The 19,127-nt window shown below is 71.9% G+C and carries 18 protein-coding genes; 16 read left to right on the top strand and 2 right to left on the bottom strand.

Features of this window, described 5'->3' with window-relative positions; genetic code table 11:
• Nucleotides 1-13: 13 nt before the first annotated feature.
• From metE to H629_RS0105380, 3 genes are read left to right on the top strand one after another with little or no spacing between them, the layout of a single operon-like run.
• Nucleotides 14-2,362, top strand: a complete 2,349-nt coding sequence (gene metE, locus H629_RS0105370) for a 5-methyltetrahydropteroyltriglutamate--homocysteine S-methyltransferase (RefSeq protein WP_024356273.1) — start codon at nucleotides 14-16, stop codon at nucleotides 2,360-2,362.
• The gene (locus H629_RS0105375; protein ID WP_024356274.1) at nucleotides 2,359-3,537 is read left to right on the top strand and encodes a uroporphyrinogen decarboxylase/cobalamine-independent methonine synthase family protein; all 1,179 of its coding nucleotides are present in this window, start codon (nucleotides 2,359-2,361) and stop codon (nucleotides 3,535-3,537) included. Before metE ends, H629_RS0105375 begins: the two co-directional genes overlap by 4 nt.
• Nucleotides 3,534-4,439: a methylenetetrahydrofolate reductase gene (locus H629_RS0105380; protein WP_024356275.1), complete on the top strand. Its 906-nt coding sequence runs from the start codon at nucleotides 3,534-3,536 to the stop codon at nucleotides 4,437-4,439. Before H629_RS0105375 ends, H629_RS0105380 begins: the two co-directional genes overlap by 4 nt.
• 39 nt (nucleotides 4,440-4,478) lie before the next feature.
• Here the strand turns inward: H629_RS0105380 and lexA are convergent, their stop codons facing one another.
• Nucleotides 4,479-5,138, bottom strand: coding sequence for a transcriptional repressor LexA (lexA, locus tag H629_RS0105385; RefSeq protein ID WP_024356276.1), 660 nt, complete (start codon nucleotides 5,136-5,138; stop codon nucleotides 4,479-4,481).
• Nucleotides 5,139-5,402: 264 nt separating this feature from the next.
• Here lexA and H629_RS0105390 point away from each other — a divergent pair, with 264 nt between their 5' ends.
• From H629_RS0105390 to H629_RS0105430, 9 genes are all read left to right on the top strand, one after another.
• The gene (locus H629_RS0105390; protein WP_024356277.1) at nucleotides 5,403-5,813 is read left to right on the top strand and encodes a hypothetical protein; all 411 of its coding nucleotides are present in this window, start codon (nucleotides 5,403-5,405) and stop codon (nucleotides 5,811-5,813) included.
• Nucleotides 5,814-5,872: 59 nt separating this feature from the next.
• Nucleotides 5,873-6,949: a histidinol-phosphate transaminase gene (locus tag H629_RS0105395; protein ID WP_024356278.1), complete on the top strand. Its 1,077-nt coding sequence runs from the start codon at nucleotides 5,873-5,875 to the stop codon at nucleotides 6,947-6,949.
• Between the two features lie 254 nt (nucleotides 6,950-7,203).
• Nucleotides 7,204-8,295, top strand: a complete 1,092-nt coding sequence (locus tag H629_RS0105400; RefSeq protein ID WP_152485649.1) for a DsbA family protein — start codon at nucleotides 7,204-7,206, stop codon at nucleotides 8,293-8,295.
• A 6-nt stretch (nucleotides 8,296-8,301) separates the two neighbouring features.
• Nucleotides 8,302-9,156, top strand: coding sequence for a cytochrome c biogenesis CcdA family protein (locus tag H629_RS0105405; protein WP_024356280.1), 855 nt, complete (start codon nucleotides 8,302-8,304; stop codon nucleotides 9,154-9,156).
• 10 nt (nucleotides 9,157-9,166) lie between these two features.
• Nucleotides 9,167-9,775 carry an imidazoleglycerol-phosphate dehydratase HisB gene (gene hisB / locus H629_RS0105410; protein ID WP_024356281.1) on the top strand — a complete coding sequence of 203 codons (609 nt, stop codon included), beginning with the start codon at nucleotides 9,167-9,169 and terminating at the stop codon, nucleotides 9,773-9,775.
• Nucleotides 9,772-10,431, top strand: a complete 660-nt coding sequence (hisH, locus tag H629_RS0105415) for an imidazole glycerol phosphate synthase subunit HisH (RefSeq protein ID WP_024356282.1) — start codon at nucleotides 9,772-9,774, stop codon at nucleotides 10,429-10,431. Before hisB ends, hisH begins: the two co-directional genes overlap by 4 nt.
• Nucleotides 10,432-10,471: 40 nt before the next feature.
• Nucleotides 10,472-11,218, top strand: a complete 747-nt coding sequence (gene priA / locus H629_RS0105420; protein WP_024356283.1) for a bifunctional 1-(5-phosphoribosyl)-5-((5-phosphoribosylamino)methylideneamino)imidazole-4-carboxamide isomerase/phosphoribosylanthranilate isomerase PriA — start codon at nucleotides 10,472-10,474, stop codon at nucleotides 11,216-11,218.
• A 24-nt stretch (nucleotides 11,219-11,242) separates the two neighbouring features.
• Complete coding sequence (locus H629_RS0105425; RefSeq protein WP_024356284.1) at nucleotides 11,243-12,124, top strand: SseB family protein; 882 nt, start codon at nucleotides 11,243-11,245, stop codon at nucleotides 12,122-12,124.
• Between the two features lie 97 nt (nucleotides 12,125-12,221).
• The gene (locus tag H629_RS0105430; RefSeq protein WP_024356285.1) at nucleotides 12,222-13,547 is read left to right on the top strand and encodes an MFS transporter; all 1,326 of its coding nucleotides are present in this window, start codon (nucleotides 12,222-12,224) and stop codon (nucleotides 13,545-13,547) included.
• An 86-nt stretch (nucleotides 13,548-13,633) separates the two neighbouring features.
• Here H629_RS0105430 and H629_RS0105435 read toward each other — a convergent pair whose 3' ends face one another.
• Nucleotides 13,634-14,713: an AsnC family protein gene (locus H629_RS0105435; protein WP_024356286.1), complete on the bottom strand. Its 1,080-nt coding sequence runs from the start codon at nucleotides 14,711-14,713 to the stop codon at nucleotides 13,634-13,636.
• A gap of 17 nt (nucleotides 14,714-14,730) precedes the next feature.
• Here H629_RS0105435 and H629_RS0105440 point away from each other — a divergent pair, with 17 nt between their 5' ends.
• The 4 genes from H629_RS0105440 (at nucleotide 14,731) to H629_RS15110 (ending at nucleotide 19,111) form a co-directional block, all read left to right on the top strand.
• Nucleotides 14,731-16,161, top strand: coding sequence for a M28 family peptidase (locus H629_RS0105440; RefSeq protein WP_024356287.1), 1,431 nt, complete (start codon nucleotides 14,731-14,733; stop codon nucleotides 16,159-16,161).
• Nucleotides 16,158-17,207 carry a lipase family protein gene (locus tag H629_RS0105445; protein WP_024356288.1) on the top strand — a complete coding sequence of 350 codons (1,050 nt, stop codon included), beginning with the start codon at nucleotides 16,158-16,160 and terminating at the stop codon, nucleotides 17,205-17,207. Before H629_RS0105440 ends, H629_RS0105445 begins: the two co-directional genes overlap by 4 nt.
• A 120-nt stretch (nucleotides 17,208-17,327) precedes the next feature.
• A complete protein-coding gene (locus H629_RS0105450; protein WP_024356289.1) occupies nucleotides 17,328-18,941 on the top strand; it encodes a sodium-dependent transporter in 1,614 nt (537 codons plus the stop codon).
• Nucleotides 18,938-19,111 carry a MetS family NSS transporter small subunit gene (locus tag H629_RS15110; RefSeq protein WP_152485650.1) on the top strand — a complete coding sequence of 58 codons (174 nt, stop codon included), beginning with the start codon at nucleotides 18,938-18,940 and terminating at the stop codon, nucleotides 19,109-19,111. Before H629_RS0105450 ends, H629_RS15110 begins: the two co-directional genes overlap by 4 nt.
• Nucleotides 19,112-19,127 lie beyond the last annotated feature (16 nt).

Below are 19,127 nucleotides of genomic sequence, written 5' to 3' on the forward strand. Positions count from 1 at the left end.
CCGAAGGACCCGCATGTCCGCAACGACGCCTCTGCCCAACGCCACGATCCTCGGATACCCGCGCCTCGGCCGCCGCCGCGAACTGAAGCGGGCCATCGAGTCCTACTGGAAGGGCAGCACCGGCGAAGCAGAGCTCGTCGAGACGGCGCGCGAGCTGCGCGCCGCGACGCGCTCCCGGCTCGTCGAGCTCGGCCTGCCCGCGACGGGCGGAGCGGTGCCCGAGAGCTTCAGCTTCTACGATCAGGTGCTCGACGCGACCCTCGCGCTCGGCGCGATCCCGGGGCGCTTCGCCGATGTCGTCGCCGGTGCGAGCGATCTCGACGTCTACTTCGCTCTTGCGCGCGGCGACAAGGACCACCAGCCGCTCGAGATGACCAAGTGGTTCGACACGAACTACCACTACAGCGTGCCCGAGATCGACGAGCGCACCTCCTTCGCCGCGAACCCGGCCGCCCTCGTGGCGCAGCTCGTCGAGGCCGCTCAGCAGGGCATCGCATCGCGCCCCGTGCTCGTCGGCCCGGTCACCTACCTGCTGCTCGCGAAGGCGTCCGATGACGCCGCGCCGGGTTTCCGCCCGATCGACCGTCTCGACGAGGTCGTCGCGGTCTACGCCGAGCTGCTGGGCGCGCTCGCCGCGGCAGGGGCCGGCTGGGTGCAGCTCGACGAGCCCGCCCTCGTCTCCGACTCCCTCGCCGTGCCGCGCGAGGAGGCGCTCGCACTGGCCGAGCGCGCGTACGGCGTGCTCGGCGCCGCCGCGACGGCCGGCGACGCCGTTCAACGCCCGCAGATCCTGCTCACGGCCCCCTACGGCGATTCCTCGGCTGCGCTGCTGCGCCTCGCCGCTCTGCCCGTCGAGGCGGTGCAGACGGACCTCGTGCGCGGCACGCTGCCGATCGAGGCCCACGACTCCGGCGCGCTCGCCCGCGCCTTCGAGGGCACGCAGCTCGTCGCGGGCGTCGTCGACGGCCGCAACATCTGGCGCACCGATCTGCGTAAGGCCTTCGGCACCGCCGAGGCGCTGCGGGCGTCGGGCGTCGACGTCGTCATCGGCACCTCCAACAACCTCCAGCACGTGCCGCACGACGTGAACGACGAGACGAAGCTCGACGAGCGCCTGAAGTCGTGGCTCGCCTTCGCCGATCAGAAGGTCGAGCAGGCGGCGATCCTCGCCCGCGGCCTCGCCGAGGGCGCTGCGGCCATCGAGGGCGAACTGGCCGAGGTCGATCGGGTGCTCGCGGATCGCGCAGCGGCGCCCGGGGTGCGCGTCGACGGCATCCGCGACCGCGTCTCGGCCGTGGCCGAGGCCGACCGCAGCCGCGCCGACGAGGGCGACCGGCGCGAGGCGCAGCGCGCGCTCGGCATCCCCAGCCTCGCCACCACCACGATCGGCTCGTTCCCCCAGACCACCGAGATCCGCAAGGCCCGGGCCGCGTTCACGCGCGGCGAGATCGATCAGGCGGCCTACGACGGCTTCCTCCGCGAGGAGATCGAGCGCGTCATCCGGCTGCAGGAGCAGATCGGTCTCGACGTGCTCGTGCACGGCGAGGCCGAGCGCAACGACATGGTGCAGTACTTCGCCGAACTGCTCGACGGCTTCGCGGTCACCGAGCACGGCTGGGTGCAGTCGTACGGCACGCGCGCCACGCGCCCCTCGCTCCTGTGGGGCGACGTGTCGCGGCCCGCCGCGATGACCGTCGCGTGGTCGGCGTACGCGCAGTCGCTCACCGACCGCCTCGTCAAGGGCATGCTGACGGGCCCCGTCACGATCCTCGCGTGGTCGTTCGTGCGCGACGACCAGCCGCTCGCCGACACCGCCAATCAGGTGGCGCTCGCCCTGCGCGACGAGATCGACGACCTCGTCAAGGCCGGCATCAAGATCGTGCAGGTCGACGAGCCCGCCCTGCGCGAGCTGCTGCCGCTCGACGCCGACCGCCAGGCCGCCTACCTCGACTGGTCGGTCGGGGCGTTCCGCCTCGCGACGAGCGGCGCGGCGGCCGAGGTGCAGATCCACACGCACCTCTGCTACTCCGAGTTCGGCGAGATCATCGACGCCGTCGACGGTCTCGACGCCGATGTGACCTCGATCGAGGCGGCCCGCAGCCGCATGGACGTGGTGGAGCCCCTCGGCGATCACGGCTACTCGCGCGGCATCGGCCCGGGCGTCTACGACATCCACTCTCCGCGCGTGCCGAGCGTCGAGGAGCAGACCGACCTCATCCGCATCGCCGCGAACCGCATCCCCGGCGAGCAGCTGTGGGTGAACCCGGACTGCGGCCTCAAGACCCGCGGCTACGAGGAGACCGTGGCGAGCCTCACGAACCTCGTGCGGGCGGCACAGGCGGTGCGCGAAGGAGCGGTGTGACCCCGCGATCCGCTTCGCGGCCAGGGGGCGCTCGCGCCCCCTGGCCGGCCGACGGGCTCCCCACCGAGCCCGTCGGTTCGCTGCCGCGACCGGTGCGGCTGCAGCGGGCGGTGCTTGACGCCGAGACGGGTCTCGCCTCGCAGGCGGAGCTGCGCGCCGAGCAGGATCTTGCGGTGCGCGATACGCTCGGGCGCCTCGCCGCGACGGGCTCGCCGATCATCACCGACGGCGAGCAGCGACGGCACAGCTTCGCGAGCTATCCGCTCGGCACCGCGGATGTCGAGGAGGGGCCGGTCTTCGCGGTGTTCGCCGACGGCCACCACCGGGTGATCCCGAGTCTCGCGAGCGCGCCGTTCGCCTTCCGGGCGTGGGCGGCCGACGATGTCGCCGCGGCCCGTGAGCTCACCGAGCTGCCGCTCAAGCAGGCGGTGATCTCGCCGTCGATGCTGTCGCTCATGGTGCCTGACGCGGGCCTCGGCGACTACTCGCGCGACGACTTCCTGAGCGACGTCGTCGAGGGCTGCGCCGAGGACATCGCGCGCTGCTTCGACGCCGGCGCCTCGCGCATCACGATCGACTTCACCGAGGGCCGGCTCGCGCTGCGGCGCGATCTGCGCGCGCCGTGGGCGGGGCCCGAGGCGCTCGGGGGCTTCATCGAGCTCATTAACCGTGTGCTGGATCGCCTCGCGCCCGAGCAGCGGGCGGCGGTGGGCGTGCACACCTGTCCCGGCAACGACAACGACTCGGCGCACAGCGCCGACATCGACTACGCCGAGCTGATCCCCGAGCTGTTCCAGATCGAGGCGGGGTACTTCCTGGTGCAGGCCGCGGGGGAGAAAGATCCGGATCGCGTGGCCCGTCTCGTGGGGGCGCAGCTGCGCGGGCGGGCGTCGACCGGCGCCGCGCCGCGCGTGCTGATCGGCGTTACGAACCCCACCAACCCCCGGCTGGAGACGGCCGAGCAGATCCGGGATCAGCTCGTGCGCGCGGCGCGCTTCGTGCCGCCCGAGCTGCTCGGATCCACCGACGACTGCGGCTTCTCGCCGTACCTCATCGATGAGAAGCCGCGGCACGGTTCCCCTGATTTCGCCCGCGATGTCGCGTTCGCGAAGATCGCGGCGCGCGTTCGGGGTACCGAACTGGCCGCCGAGGCGCTGGCGGGGGCGGCATCGTGAGCCCGGTGCCGCTCGCGGGCAGCGCGCCCACCCGCGCCCGTTTCTCCTTCGAGGTGTTCCCCGCGCGCAGCGGGGCGGCGGCGCTCGCGCTCGGGCACGCCGTGCAGCACCTCTCGGCGGCGGGGCCCGACTTCATCTCGGTCACCTACGGGGCGAACGGATCCAACCGCGACGCCTCGCTCGACCTGCTGCGGTATCTGCGCGACCACACCGACGCGCTGCCGCTCGCCCACCTCACCACGGTCGGCGAGAGCCGCGACGCGGTGCGCGAGACGATCCATCGCATCATGGACGCCGGCGTGCACGACTTCCTCGCCCTGCGCGGAGACCCGCCGCGCGGCCTCGACGAGGGCGCCCCCGCCGTCGCGGGATCGCTGTCGTCGCGCGAACTGGTCGAGCTCATCGCCGAGGCCCGCGCCGAACGGCCGCCGCTCACGAGCGTCGGGCGCACCTCGGTCGCCGCGTACCCGAACGGCCATCCGCTGTCGCGTTCGCGCTCTGAGGACATCGACTGGCTCGTCGCGAAGCAGGAGGCGGGGGCGCAGTTCGCGATCACTCAGCTCTTCTTCCGGGCCGAGGAGTACCTGTCGTTCGTGAACGATGCCCAGCGGGCGGGGTTGCGCATCCCGGTGCTGCCGGGCCTCATGCCGGTCTCGACGAGCGCCCAGCTGCGCAAGGTGGCCTCGCTGGCCGGTCGACCTGCCCCCGAGGGCTTGACCCGAGCGCTCGACGAGGCCGGGGGATACGCGCCCGAGCTGGGCGTCGAGCACACGCTCGAACTCGCCCGCGAGCTGCTCGCCGGGGGCGCGCCCTCGGTGCATCTCTACACCTTCAACAGGCACGAGCAGGTGCTCTCGGTGCTGCGGGAGCTCGAACTGCTGACGCCGGATCCGGTCGCCTGAGGAGGGGCGGCGAGGCGGGGACGCCCCGCCGCCGCGCCGTCAGACGGAGCGGAAGACCGCGACGACGCGGCCCAGCACCTCGGCGTGGTCGCCGAGGATGGGCTCGAAGGCGCTGTTGCGGGGGAGGAGCCAGGTGTGGCCGTCGCGGCGGCGGAACACCTTGACCGTGGCCTCGCCGTCGAGCATGGCTGCGACGATGTCGCCGTTCTCGGCCTCGCGCTGCTGGCGCACGACGACGAAGTCGCCGTCGCAGATCGCGGCGTCGATCATGGAATCGCCGACCACGCGCAGCATGAACAGCTGCCCGTCGCCCACGAGCTGGCGGGGGAGCGGCACGATCTCTTCGACCTGCTGCTCGGCGGTGATGGGGACGCCGGCCGCGATCTGTCCGACGAGCGGCACGTAGGCGGCCTCCTCCACCTGCTGCGAGGGCGACTCGGCGATGGCCGCGCTGGTGCTCGCGAGCTCGACGAGGATCTCGAGTGCGCGGGGGCGGTTCGGGTCGCGTCGGATGTATCCGCCGAGCTCGAGACGGCTGAGCTGGTGCGTCACGCTCGAGAGCGAGGAGAGGCCGACCGCATCGCCGATCTCGCGCATGCTGGGCGGGTAGCCCCGGGTCTCGACGGAGCGGGCGATGCATTCGAGGATCGCCTGCTGCTTCTCGCTGAGGGGCTTCCGGGAGTGGGGAGCGTCGCTCATCGCTGTCCTTTCCGAGGCCCGAGGGCGGTGACGGGGAGGGCGGATCCATGAATGTCAGTGGTTGCTGATTCAGTGATGCCGTTGCTCGAAACCATAGCCCCTGCATTCGAACACCGCCAAACACGTGTTCGAGTGTCGCGGAAAAGAACGAAACACATGTTCGAATCCGGTGCTTGCGGTTTCGAAAGATCGAAGATATATTCGAAACAGATGTTCGCCCCGATGTGATACTCGCGGGCGTCGCAGAGAAACGGAGAAGCCACCATGAGCGCACAGGCGGTTCTGCAGCACGATTCGTACGAGGCCCCCGCGGTGGGCGGCAGCGTGAAGCTGCGGCTCACCCGGCGTGGGCGCGTGGTGTTCGGCTCGCTGGTCACGGTGCTCGTGGCGGCGTTGCTGGCGCTGGTGGCGACCTTCGCGGCGCCTCAGGCGCTGGCCTCGGTCTCCGCGGCCGATCAGCAGCAGTTCCATTACGTGGTCGTACAACCCGGTGCGTCGCTCTGGTCGCTCGCGACCGAGCTCGACCCCGCGGCCGATCCGCGCGACCTGGTCGCCGAGATCGTGCAGTTGAACCAGCTCGACGGATCCGGCATCGAGGCCGGCGAGGCGATCGCCGTGCCGCTGCGCTACTCGGACAGCCCCGTGGTGTTCCAGGCCGACGAGCTCGAGATCTGACCGGTCCTTTCGCGTGCGGGGCTGACAGCTCCGCGGGGGCTTGGAACTAGACTGGTTCGGTGACCAGCCTGAGTGACCTTCCTCTCCGCGCCAACCTCGTCGGCAAGCAGCCGTACGGTGCTCCCCAGGATCCCGTGCCGGTGAGCCTCAACGTCAACGAGAATACGCATCCCATCCCCGAGGATGTTGTCGCCGATATCGTGGAGTCGCTCGCGACGGCGGTGCGCGGGGTGAACCGCTATCCGGATCGCGAGTTCACGGAGCTGCGCGAGGCGCTCGCCGGATACCTCGGCCACGGCTTGACCGCCGAACAGCTGTGGGCCGCCAACGGCTCGAACGAGGTGCTGCAGCAGGTGCTGCAAGCCTTCGGCGGTCCCGGCCGCTCGCTGCTGAGCTTCACCCCCACCTACTCCATGTACCCGCTGCTCGCCTCGGGCACCGATACCGCGTGGGTCTCCGTCCCGCGTCCGGCCGACTACGTGCTCACCCCCGAGCTCGTGGTCGGGGCGCTGCGCGAGCATCGCCCGGACATCGCCATCCTGTGCGGCCCGAACAACCCCACGGGAACCCCGCTCGACCGCGAAGTGATCCTTGCCGCCTACGACGCCTTCGACGGCATCCTCATCGTCGACGAGGCCTACCACGAGTTCGACGCGGAGCACGAGAGCGCGGTCACGCTGCTGCCCGAGCGTTACCGCCTGCTCGTCTCCCGCACCATGAGCAAGGCCTTCGCCTTCGCCGGCGTGCGGCTCGGCTATCTCGCCGCCGACCCCGCGGTGATCGACGCACTGCGTCTCGTGCGCCTGCCGTACCACCTGTCGGCACTGACGCAGGCCGCCGCAACGGCCGCGATCCGCCACTCCGGTGAGATGCTCGCGACCGTCGCCGACATCCGCGAGCAGCGCGACCGGCTCGCCGAAGCTCTCGAAGCCCTCGGCTACGAGGTGCACCCCTCCGGCGCGAACTTCCTGCTCGTCGGCGGCTTCGCCGACCCCGACGGCGTCTTCGAATCGCTGCGCGCGCAGGGCATCCTGATCCGCAACCTCGGCATCGAAGGACACTTGCGCATCACCGCAGGCACCGAAGCCGAGACCACGACCGTGATCGACGCCATCACCGCGCTGACGTCGCGCTGAGGTCGCGCTGACGCCGCGCTGACGCCGTCGCGCTGACGCCGTGCTGACGCCGCGCCTGCGGCGGCCCCGCCCGACATCCGCGCGCTCGTGGAATCGGGGTCACTTTTGGTCGCGTGTTGCGATGACACGCGGCCAAAAGTGACCCCGATTCGGTGGAGGCGGGGGCTGGGCGTCGGGTGAGGAAGCGCCATCCGCGGGCGACGTTCACATACAAGTGACAGCTATCTCTCGAGCGTGCGGATAGGCTTGGCGCGATGTCTCAGCACGAAAACGACCGCTCGGCCGGCGCCGAGAGCACCTCGGGCGCAGCCGAAGATCTTCCGACGCCGCCCGCGACGACTCATGCGCCGCCGCCCGCTGAGCCTCAGCTCGCTGACCAGGCGTCCGCTGAGCCGCCGCTCGCTGAGCTGCCGGACCCTGCAGAAGCAGAAGCAGAAGCAGAAGCAGCAGCAGCAGAAGCGGAAGCAGAAGCAAAAGCAGAGGCCCAGGCCCAGTCCCGGATCCCGGCGACGCCGCCTCGCCGCGGCCCGGCAGAGGGGCTCGACCGCCGCACGCTCGAGCGGCGGTATCGCTTGATGCGCAACCTGGTCGTGCTGCTCGTGGCGCTCGTCGTGGTGCTCGTCGGGGTATCCGCCTCGCAGTTCGCGCAGCTGCGGAGCGGCGGTGCCGCCGCGGGAACGACGCAGGGAGCGAACGGCGCCGCAGAAGGCGTCGCCGGGGCCGCAGGCTCGGCGCAGGACGGATCCGCCGATTCCGCGAGCTGCGCCGCACCCGAACGTCGTGATCCGAATGACGTGATGGCGCTCGGCGATGTCGACGCGCCCGTGGTCATCGCGGAGTGGACCGACTTCCGCTGCCCCTACTGCGGGGTGTTCTCGCGCGACACCCTGCCGGTGCTGCTCGACGAGTACGTCGAGACGGGGCAGGTGCGCATCGAGGTGCACGACGTCGACTTCATCGACGGCGAGGTGTCGGCCCGGGTCGCGGTGGCGGCGAGAGCCGCGGGCGAGCAGGGGCGCTACTTCGAGTATCTTTTCGCCGTGTACGACGCGATGAGCCAGGATCGTCCCGCGATCACGGACGCGGTGCTCGTCGACTACGCGCGGCAGGCGGGCGTGGCCGACATCGAGCGCTTCACGAGCGATCTCGACAGCCCCCGCCTGCGCGAGGCGGTGCGGGCGAGCAGCGAACAGGCGAAGCAGCTGGGCGTCGGCTCGGTGCCGTTCTTCGCCGAGACCGCGAGCTGCCGGGTGCTGCAGGGGGCGCAGCCGATCGAGCAGTTCCGCAGCTTCCTGGACGCCGCGGTGACCGCCGCCGAGTCGGGCCGCAGCAAGACCGGCGAGTAGAGCGAGGTGGAGCTCACCCTGCTCGGAGCCTTCCTCGGCGGCACGCTGACGCTGCTGAGCCCCTGCTCGGCGATGCTGCTGCCGGCGTTCTTCGCGTACGCGTTCAGCAGCCCCGGTGCGTTGATCGCGCGCACGGGGGTGTTCTTCCTCGGCCTCGCCACCTCGCTGGTGCCGCTCGGGCTGCTCGCCGGCAGCGTCGGTGCGTGGGTGACGCTGCACCGTGACGGCCTCATGACCGTCGCAGCCATCGTCGTGATCGTGCTGGGTGCCGCGATGATGCTCGGGATCCGCCTGCCGACGATGACCCGGCAGCGCGGCGCGAAGAGCACGTCGATCGCCTCGGTGTACCTGCTCGGCACCGTCTACGGCCTCGCCGGGGTGTGCGCCGGGCCGCTGCTCGGGGCGGCCCTCACCATGGCCGCGTACGGCGGCGACGCGCTGCTCGGCGGGCTGGTGATGCTCGTCTTCGCGGCGGGCATGGCCCTGCCGCTGCTGCTGCTCGCCCTGCTGTGGGAGCGGATCCCGGGCGTGCGGCGCCTGGTGCGCCCGCGCGAGCTCGTGATCGGCCGCTGGCGCAACGCGTGGAGCAGCGTCATCGGCGGCGCGCTCACGGCGGGCATCGGAGTGCTGCTGCTCGTCACCCGCGGCACGAGCGCGCTCGGCAGCGCACTCGGATACTCGGAGCAGGCGCGCATCGAGGGCTGGGTGCAGCAGGCGTCGGGCGCGATCCCGAACTGGGCGTTCCTCGTGGCGGTGCTCGTCGTCGGCGGCCTCTGGATCGCGGTGCGCCAGGCGCTGCGCCCCGATCCCGAGCCGAGCGGCGAGGCGCCGGCAGAGAACGCGACCCGCGATCCCCGATAGAATCGTGCGCATGACCGCAGCAGCACGCACCGCCTCGCTCGAACGCTCCACGAGCGAGTCGCAGATCAGTCTGAGCCTCGACCTCGACGGCACCGGCGCCTCGGACATCGACACCGGTGTGCCCTTCTTCGATCACATGCTCACGGCCCTCGCCCGGCACTCGCTCACCGATCTCACGGTGCGCGCCACCGGCGACGTGCACATCGACGTGCACCACACCGTCGAGGACACCGGCATCCTGCTCGGCCAGGCGATCCTCGAGGCGCTCGGCGACAAGAGCGGCATCTCGCGTTACGGCGACGCCTTCGTGCCCCTCGACGAGGCCCTCGCGCAGGCCGTGGTCGACATCTCGGGCCGCCCCTACCTCGTGCACTCGGGCGAGCCCGCGGGCTTCGAATTCCACCTCATCGGCGGGCACTTCACCGGCTCGATGGTGCGTCACTTCTTCGAGGCGCTGGTGCTGAACGCGCGGCTCACGGTGCACCTGAAGCTGGTCGAGGGGCGGGATCCGCACCACATCGCCGAGGCCGAGTTCAAGGCCTTCGCCCGCGCACTGCGCCAGGCGAAGGCGCTCGATCCGCTCGTCGCGGGCATCCCCTCCACCAAGGGAGCCCTGTGACGGGGAACGGCGTCGCCGAGGAGGCCTCGAGCAAGCGCGTCGTCGTCCTCGACTACGGTTCGGGCAATGTGCACTCGGCGGTGAAGGCGCTCGCGAAGGCGGGCGCCGAGGTCGAGCTGACCCGGGATCCGCGGGCGGTCGCCGAGGCCGACGGCCTGCTCGTGCCGGGCGTGGGCGCCTTCGACGCGGTGATGCAGCAGCTGCGCGCCGTGCGCGGCGACGAGATGATCGACCGCCGGCTCGCCGGGGGTCGCCCCGTGCTGGGTATCTGCGTGGGTGAGCAGGTGATGTTCGAGCGCGGCGTCGAGCGCGGCATCGAGACCGAGGGGCTCGGCCAGTGGCCCGGCACCGTGCGTCGGCTCGAAGCCGGGGTGCTGCCGCACATGGGGTGGAGCACCGTCGAGGCGCCCGAGAACTCGGTGCTGTTCCGCGGCATCGCCCAGGAGCGCTTCTACTTCGTGCACAGCTATGCGGCCACCGAGTGGACGCTCGAGGGCCGCGGCGAGGCCACGCGGCCGATCGTCACCTGGGCCGAGCACGGCGAGCGCTTCGTCGCCGCCGTCGAGAACGGCCCGCTGAGCGCCACCCAGTTCCACCCCGAGAAGTCCGGCGAAGCCGGCATCCAGCTGCTGCGCAACTGGATCTCGACCCTCTGATCCTCGACCCCCACCCTCGTACCGAAGGAGCACCGCACACATGAGCGAACTGGCGCAGGGCCCGAAGCTGCAGCTGCTGCCCGCGATCGACATGGTCGACGGCAAGGCGGTGCGACTCACCCAGGGCGAGGCCGGCACCGAGACCAACTACGGCAGCCCCGTTGATGCCGCGCTCGACTGGATCGAGCAGGGCGCCGAGTGGATCCACCTCGTCGACCTCGACGCAGCCTTCGGCCGCGGCAGCAACGTCGCGGTGGCGCGCAAGATCATCAAGCGCGCCGGCGACGTCAATATCGAGTTCTCGGGCGGCATCCGCGACGACGCGAGTCTCGAGGCGGCCCTCGAGATGGGGGCGCGCCGCGTCAACCTCGGCACGGCGGCGCTCGAGAACCCGGAGTGGACCCGCGCGGTGATCGCCCGCTACGGCGAGCAGATCGCGGTGGGTCTCGACGTGCGCGGGGAGACCCTCGCGGCCCGCGGTTGGACCGAGGACGGCGGCAATCTCTGGGATGTGCTGGAGCGACTGGAGGACGCCGGCTGCTCGCGCTACGTGGTGACCGACGTCACCAAGGACGGCACGATGCGCGGCCCCAACGTCGATCTGCTGCGCAAGGTGTGCGCCCGCACCTCGCGCCCCGTGGTCGCCTCGGGCGGCGTGTCGAGCCTCGACGATCTGGTCGCGCTGCGCGAGATCGTGCCGCTCGGCGTGGAGGGCGCGATCATCGGGAAGGCCCTCTACGACGGCGCTTTCACGCTGCCCGCCGCGCTCGACGTGGCCGGTCGCTGACGATCCGCGTTCACGCGAACACGCATGGCCATCAGGAAGCTGCCCTCGACCGGTGACGCGCCGCGCTCGACCGGGGTGCCCGAGAGTCTCGTGCCGGGCGGCGCCGCCGACTCGGCCGGCTTCCCCTGGGACGGGCGCACCTTCGATCATCACGGCACTGCCTTCTCGGACGACGACGGTGCGACGCCGGCGGCGTGGGGGGCGGCGGTCGCGGGCGTGCGGCGGGCCGCGGCTCGGCTGACCGCGGGGGAGCCGGGGGCGGATCTCGATGCGCTCGCGGGGGCCCACGCCGATGCGATCGTGGCGCTCTCGGGGGTGCGCCTGCTGATTCCGCTGCTCGCGGAGGCGGGCGAGACGGGGCTGACGCCTGACGGTCGCACGGTCGAGAAGTCGCAGGAGCTGTCGATCGTGACGGTCGCCGCGCCCGACGGACGGCGGGTGATGCCGGTGTTCAGCTCGGTGGAGGCGATGCGTCACTGGCACGCCGAGGCGCGGCCGATCCCGGTCCCCGGCCCGCAGGTCGCGCTCGCCGCCGCGCAGGAGGAGACCGACCTCATCATCATCGATCCGGGCAGCCCCGCGCAGGAGTTCGGGGTCCGGCGCACCCAGTTGCAGGCTGCCGCGCTCGGCGAGCGCTGCGTGCCGGCCTGGGCGGATCCGCGGGTGCTGGAGGCGTTCCGGGCGTCGATGGCGGGGGAGCCTCGTGTCGCGGAGTTGCTGCTGGTGCCGGGCGATCCCGAGGCGCGACTGCTCGCGGCGGAGACGGATGTGGTGCTGCGCCTCGCGCCGGGACTGGCGCGGGAGGAGTTGCGGCAGATCGTCGCGGACGCGCAGCAGCGCTGGGCTGCGGACGCGATTATCGCGGAGCGCGTCGACTCGCTGCGGGTACGGCCCGTCGCGGCCTGACAGGCTCGGCCTGACGGATTCGGTGAGCTTTCGGGGCGCTGCTGCGCGATCGCGCCGGTCGCGGGCTCGCAAGTGAGCGTCGCCCTACGATCGGGGCATGACTCAGCTGTCGCCCCGCGTCCGAATCGGCTACGCCCTCGGCGGGATCACCTCGGGCACCTACGGCACCGTGCCCGGCCTGATCCTCATCCCGTTCCTCACCGATCACCTGGGGGTGGCGGCGTCGCTCGCCGGCCTGATCGTCTTCGCCCCGAAGGCGTGGGACTTCCTCCTCAATCCGATCGCGGGGCGGGTGAGCGACCGCTCGCGGCACCCGCGCGACCGCCGACGGCCCTTCGTGATCCGCGCGGGCGCGCTGCTGGCGGTCGTGTTCGTGGTGATCTTCATCGGCCCGACCGAGCCGCCGCTGCTCGCGGGCCTCTGGGTGCTGCTGATCTCGCTCGTCTGCGCCAGCGCCTACGCCTTCTTCCAGGTGCCCTTCCTCTCGATGGCGGCCGAGATTACCGACGACTACACCGAGCGCACGCGGCTCACCACCTGGCGGGTCGCGGTATTCAGCCTCGCGATCCTCGTCTCCGGGGCGGCCGCCCCGATGATCGTCGAAGCCGGTGACGGGATCGTCGGCTACCGGATCATGGCTGTCGTGATGGCGGTGCTGATCCTCTGCGGCGCGGTCGGGCTGTGGCTCGGCACCCGGGGCGTCGAGCTGACCCGCGACGAGGAGGCCGGGGGCCGGCTGGTGGAGCAGCTCGGCGTCGTGCTGCGCGATCGCGACGCGAGGCGGCTGGTCGCGGCGTTCGTGCTGCAGGCCGTCGCGATCGGCATGGTGCTCAGCGGAGTGGTCTACGTGGCGCGGCACGTGGTGGAGGATCCGAGCGTGGCGACGCTCGCCTTCGTGTGCTTCGTCGGGCCGGCCGTGCTGTTCGCGCCGCTCTGGTCGCGTCTGGGGGTACGGCTCGGCAAGAAACGGGGTTTCGCGGTGGCGACGGCGATCATGTCGCTCGGCCTGCTGGGCCTGGTGGCCACGCGGGCGGGCGATATCGCGGTGCTGTACGCGGCGGCCGCGGTGGTGGGCGTGGGGTATGCGGGAGCGCAGATCTTCCCGCTCGCCATGCTGCCGGATGTCGCGGCGGAGGACGCGCGGCGCTCGGGTGTGAACCGCATCGGCATGATCTCGGGGCTGTGGTCGGGCTTCGAACTGCTGGGCCTGGCGCTCGGGCCGGCGCTGCTCGGTCTGCTCCTCAGCCTGGGCGGGTACGTGGAGGGGGTGGGCCGTGCGGCGGCGCAGTCCGAGTCGGCGCAGTGGGCGATCGTGATCGGCGTCTCGGTCGTGCCCGCGCTGCTGTGCCTGGCGAGCCTGCTGCCGCTCTCGGGGTATCGGCTCGACGCGCAGCTGCGGGAGCGGGTGGCGCAGCAGCGGTAGGGCGGATCGCGGCGCTGGCGCGCCGGGTGCGCCGGGTGCGCCGGGCGCGCCGGGTGCGAGCGCGTCGCCCCGTCTCGTGCCAAGGTCTACCAGCGCACGTCGACCCGGCCCGTGGACCGGTCCCACTCGTCGAGCAGGTGCCCGTTCCGCTTGCGGGCGCCCAGCACGGTCCAGCGGTCGACGATCTCGATGCCGTCGCCGAGGGCGCGCTCGATCTCGGGGAGCGCGGTCAGTGTCGTCGCTCGCGCGCTGATGCAGAGCGGGGCGGGGCCCACGACCTGCAGCACCCGGTAGCAGTGGGGCAGTCGCCTGGCCCGTCCGCCCGCGGCGGACGGATCGGGGGAGGCCGCCCAGAGCATCGCGCCGCGCCGCAGCCCCGCGGCCCACGACGACAGGTCGCAGCCGAGCCCGAGCCGCCCGGATGCCGCGGCCCGGTCCACTGCGCGGCGAGCGGTGGCCTCGGAGACGCCGAGTCGCGAGGCCAGCGTCGCGGCGCTCGCGCGGGGGTCTTCGGCCAGCGCCTCGGTCAGTTCGGAGACGATCTCGGGTTTCGGGGGCTTCGGCGCGGGGCCGTGGCTCCGAGCGGCTGCGATCCGCTGCCCGCGGGGGTCGAGCGCGCCGGTGCGCCACGAGGAGTCCTCGGCGATCACGGCGGAGACGACGTGCATGTCCGGCGCGGTGGCACCCGCGCCGAGCGATGCGGCCTCGGTGAGCTCCTGCACGCGCCGTCCGAGGCTGCGGAGGCCGGATCCGGAGGCCACGAGCACCACGATCCCGGCGGAGGTCTCTTCGACGCTGAGCGCCCAGGGCGGCGCCGAGATCGCGTCGAGGTCGGCACCCGCACCGAGTCGCACCATCGCGAGGTCGGTGGTGGACTGCCACTGCGACGACTGCGGCCAGCAGCTGAGCCAGGCGAGGCGTTCTTCCTGCATCTGTTCCCAGCGGCGCGCCACCGTCGCGCTGTCGGCCCGCACGGCTGCGGCGACGCGGGTCCACGGTGTTCGGGCGTCGATCTGCAGCGCGTGCACGATCGCGAGGTCGAGCTCGTCGAGGAGGCGGGGCGGGGCGTCGCCTGCGGGGGCTGCGAAGCGCGCATGTGAAGGAAACGCCTTGTCTCTCGGAGGTTGCAGCAGGATCACGCCTGCCTGCCGGTGGAAACTGATCATAGCCGTACGCTCGGCGTATGCATCTGCAAGAGACTGAGATCTTCAGCACGATCGAGGAGCTGGTGGCCATGGCGCCGCGCGCCACGGGCACACCGGGCGGCGAGCGGGCCGCCGAGTACGTCTCGGAGCGCTTTGCGCGGGCGGGGCTCGAAACGGAGACGCTCGAGGTCGACTCCTACGCCTGGCGCAGCCGGGAGCACGGGCTCGAGGTCGAGGGGTGCCGCTTCGACTGCTCGCCCGTCCTGCACTCCGGGCTTGCGAGCCACGACTGGACCGGCACGGCCCGCCACGCCCTCGACGCCCCGATCGTCGACATCGGGGCGGATCACGTGCGCGCGCACGACGTGCGGGGCGCGGTGGTGCTCTTCGACCTCGCCTTCACGATGACCACGGCGCACACGCTCCCGTTCACCCGCTACCTCTACGACCCGGAGCATCTGGTGCGCCGCCGCGACGTGCTCGCCAGCCGCAACCCCTACGTCACCTCGCTGGCCCGCGTGATGCGCGACGCGGCGCGGGCGGGGGCCGTCGGGCTCATCGGCGTGCTGCGCGACTATCCCGAGTCGCACCGCTATCACAACGAGTACTACCGGCGCACCCTCTTCCCGCTGCCCGGCGTCTGGGTGACCCGCACCGCGGGGGAGGAACTGCGCCGCAGCCTCGCTCGGTCGGGCGGCGGATCCGGAGCGCGGCTCGTGCTCGAGGTCGAGCGCGAGCGGGTGGTCTCGCGCACCGTGCTCGGCGTGCTGCCCGGGCGCAGCCGGGAGACGGTCATGGTGCAGTCCCACCACGACTCGGTGAGCCCCGGCGCGGTCGAGGACGCTTCGGGCACCGCCGAGGTGATCGCCCTCGCCGAGCACTTCGCGGCTCGCGCCCGGGCCGGCGAGACGCGCGAGAAGACGCTGCTCTTCATCACATTCGACACGCATTTCACGGGCTACCATGCCCACATGGAGTTCGCCCGACGGCACGTGCTCGCGGCCGACACGCGGTGGGACATCGTGTTCAACACGACGATCGAGCACGTCGGGCTGCGCGCGGTGCGCGGTGCCGACGGCGGTTTCGAGAGCGTGCCCGAGACGGAGCCCCGGGGTATCTTCCTGAACGTCAACCCGCGGTTCACGCAGCGCATCGCGCGGCTCGTGCGCCGGCACCGCCTCGTGTCGACGAGCCTGCTCGGCGCCACGGCGCTCGAGGCGTCCGCGAACGGCATCCCCACCGACGCCTCCTTCACCTTCGTCTCCGGCGTCCCCACGGTGAGTCTCGTGTCCGGCCCGCTCTACCTCTACGACGACGCCGACACGATCGACCGCATCGACGTCGCGCAGCTCGTTCCGGTGGCGCGGTTCTTCGCCGACGTCATCGACGACGCGGAGCAGCACCGCGGCTCGCTGCTCGGCATGCTGCCCGCCCCGCTGCGCCGACGCCTGCCCCGGGGGCACTGGTGAGCGGAGCGCTGCCGGGGCGGGCGATCGCCTTCCCCGCCCGGTCGGCGGGCGGTGCCGTGCACGAGCAGACGGGGCTGCTGCATCTGCCGCCCGGGCCGCCGCCGCGGGGCGGCTTCCCGGTGGTGGTCTACGGGCACATGACGACCGGGGGAGGCGCGTCCGCGGCGCCGAGCCGAGCCGAGTCCGGGCACGTCGAGTGGCGGCGGATCTCGCAGGGCGATGCGCTGTGCGCCCGCCTGCTGGGGCGCGGGATCGCCGTGCTGCGCCCCGACTACGAGGGGATCGGATCCGACGGCGTGCACCCCTACCTGATCGGGGACTCGCTCGGCGAGTCGATGGTCGCGGCCATGCGCGCACGCCGCGCGGTCGACGAGCGGCTGGGCGACCGCTGGCTGCTCGCCGGTCACTCGGAGGGGGCGGTCGCCGCGCTGTTCGCCTCGGTCTCCGATCCGCCCGACCGAACGGCCGTCCTGCTCGGCACGGCGGCGTTCGCGCCCGTGACGCGCATGGACCTGAGCATCGGCGCGGCGCGGCGCATGGGCCGAGGCGCGCCGGGTGCCGGCACGGTCTCAGCGCTGATCGGGCTCATGCTGCGCGGTGCCGCCGTCGAAGACGAGCGCCTGCACCGGCTCCTGCATGGGGCAGGGCTCAGCGACGCCGCCCGGGCGGTGTGGGATCATCTCGGCTCGCACACCCTGGTCGAGCTGATCCGGCCGGACTCCTGGGGCGGGATCGCCCCGTCGGGCATCGGGGGCGAGCAGGGGCGGGAGCTCTGGGCGCGGCTGCTCGCGTCGTTCCGGCGCAACGAGGTCGCGCGGCTGCGGCCCGGAGCGCAGCAGCCCCCGCTGCGCGTGGACGCCGCGCTGCTCGACGAGGTGGCCCCGGCGCCGCTGACGGGGGCGCTGCTGCGCGGCTACCGCCGCGCCGGCTTCGAGCTCACGAGCCGCTGGTGGCCGACCCACCACTCGGGCGTGATGCACGACGGGCGCGCGCCCTCGGAGGCGGCCGACTGGATCGCCGAGCGCTTCGTCGCGGCGCGGCAATAGCCGCGCGCGCATCGCGGATCGCTGATCGCGGATCCGCCCGCGCCGCGCCGGGTTCGTGCGCGCGTCGGAGGCAGCTGTTACGCTCGCGTACACATCGAGCTCACAGCGAAGGAGCGCCACATGACATCCAGCACCCCGGCGGCAGTGCAGCCGCGCGCGGAGTGGACCGGGCAGATCGGCTTCATCGTCTCCGCCATCGGCTCCGCAGTGGGCCTCGGCAACATCTGGCGCTTCCCCGGCGTCGCCTACGAGAACGGCGGCGGCGCCTTCCTCATCCCCTACATCGTCGCGCTGCTCACCGCGGGCATCCCGATCCTCTTCCTCGACTACGCCATCGGGCACCGCTTCCGAGGCTCCGCGCCGCTCGCCCTGCGCCGCCTCGCCGGCAAGCTGGGCGAGGGCATCGGCTGGTTCCAGGTGATGATCTGCGTGTTCATCGCCATCTACTACACGGCGGTGCTGGCCTGGGCTGCGAGCTACTTCGTCTTCTCGTTCAGCATGCCGTGGGGCGACGACGCGACCGGCTTCTTCGTGGGCGAGTACCTCAAGCTCTCCGACGCGCCCTTCACCATGGAGTTCGTGCCGGGCGTGCTCATCCCGCTCGTGCTGATGTGGATCATCACGCTCATCGTGCTGGGCGCCGGCGTGGTCAACGGCGTGCAGCGGCTCAACATGATCGCGATGCCGCTGCTGGTGATCGGCTTCCTCGTGCTCGTGGTGCGCGCGCTCATGCTGCCGGGCGCGGCCGAGGGGCTCAACGCCCTGTTCACGCCCGACTTCGCGGCCCTCGCCGATCCCGGCGTGTGGGTGGCAGCCTACAGTCAGATCTTCTTCTCGCTGTCGGTGGCCTTCGGCATCATGATGACCTACGCCTCCTACCGCAAGCGTCGCTCGAACATGACCACGCCGGGCCTCGTCGTGGCGTTCGCGAACTCGTCGTTCGAGATCCTCGCGGGCATCGGCGTGTTCGCCACCCTCGGCTTCTTCGCCTACCAGCAGGGCATCGCGGTGAGCGAACTCGAAGGGCTCACCGGCGTCGGCCTCGCCTTCATGACCTTCCCCGCGATCGTCGCCGAGATGCCGGGCGGCCCCTTCTTCGGCGCGCTGTTCTTCGGGTCCCTGACGCTCGCGGCGCTCACCTCGCTCATCTCGATCCTCGAGGTGGTCTTCGCCGGGGTGATCGACAAGTTCGGGATCAGCCGCAAGACCGCCGCCTACGGGCTCGGCGGGGTGCTCGCCGTCGTGTCGGTGCTGCTCTTCGGCACCACCTCGGGCCTCATCGCGCTCGACACGATCGATAACTGGGCGAACAACATCGGCATCGTCGCCTCGGCGGTCGTGATGACGATCACCGTGCTCTGGATCCGGCGCGCCGGCCGTGAGCTGAGCGGCCACCTCAGCGCGCTCTCCACCTTCAAAGTCGGCCGCATCTGGCTGTTCCTCGTCTCGGTGCTCGGGCCGGTGGTGCTCGGGTACATGCTCATCGCGACCGTGGTCTCCCTCATCGCCGAGCCCTACGAGGGCTACGACCCGGGATACCTGCTCGTGGTGGGCTGGGGCTCGGTGCTCCTGATGATCGTCGGGTCGATCGTGCTCACGGCGCTGCCGTGGAAGTTCGAGCCCGACCGTTTCACGCCCTGGCCGCCGCTCGACGCCTCCGGGCGTTCCGCGTCGCCTGGCAGTGTGTCACATCGAGCGGCCGACGCCGCCCAGACCGAGGGAGGTGCGCGATGACCCCCGTCGCGATCCTGTTCCTGGTGCTCGCCGCCGCGATCGTGTGGGGCGGCCTCGTGGCGAGCGCCCTGTTCCTCGGGCGGCGCTCCGAGATCGCCGAGTACCCGCCCGGCGGTGACGATCCGGCCGGCGAGGAGGTCTACGACCTGCCGCCCATCCGCGACACCTGAGCGACGCCGGGCAGAG

This window comes from Leucobacter chironomi DSM 19883, from assembly GCF_000421845.1.
Lineage (GTDB): Bacteria > Actinomycetota > Actinomycetes > Actinomycetales > Microbacteriaceae > Leucobacter > Leucobacter chironomi.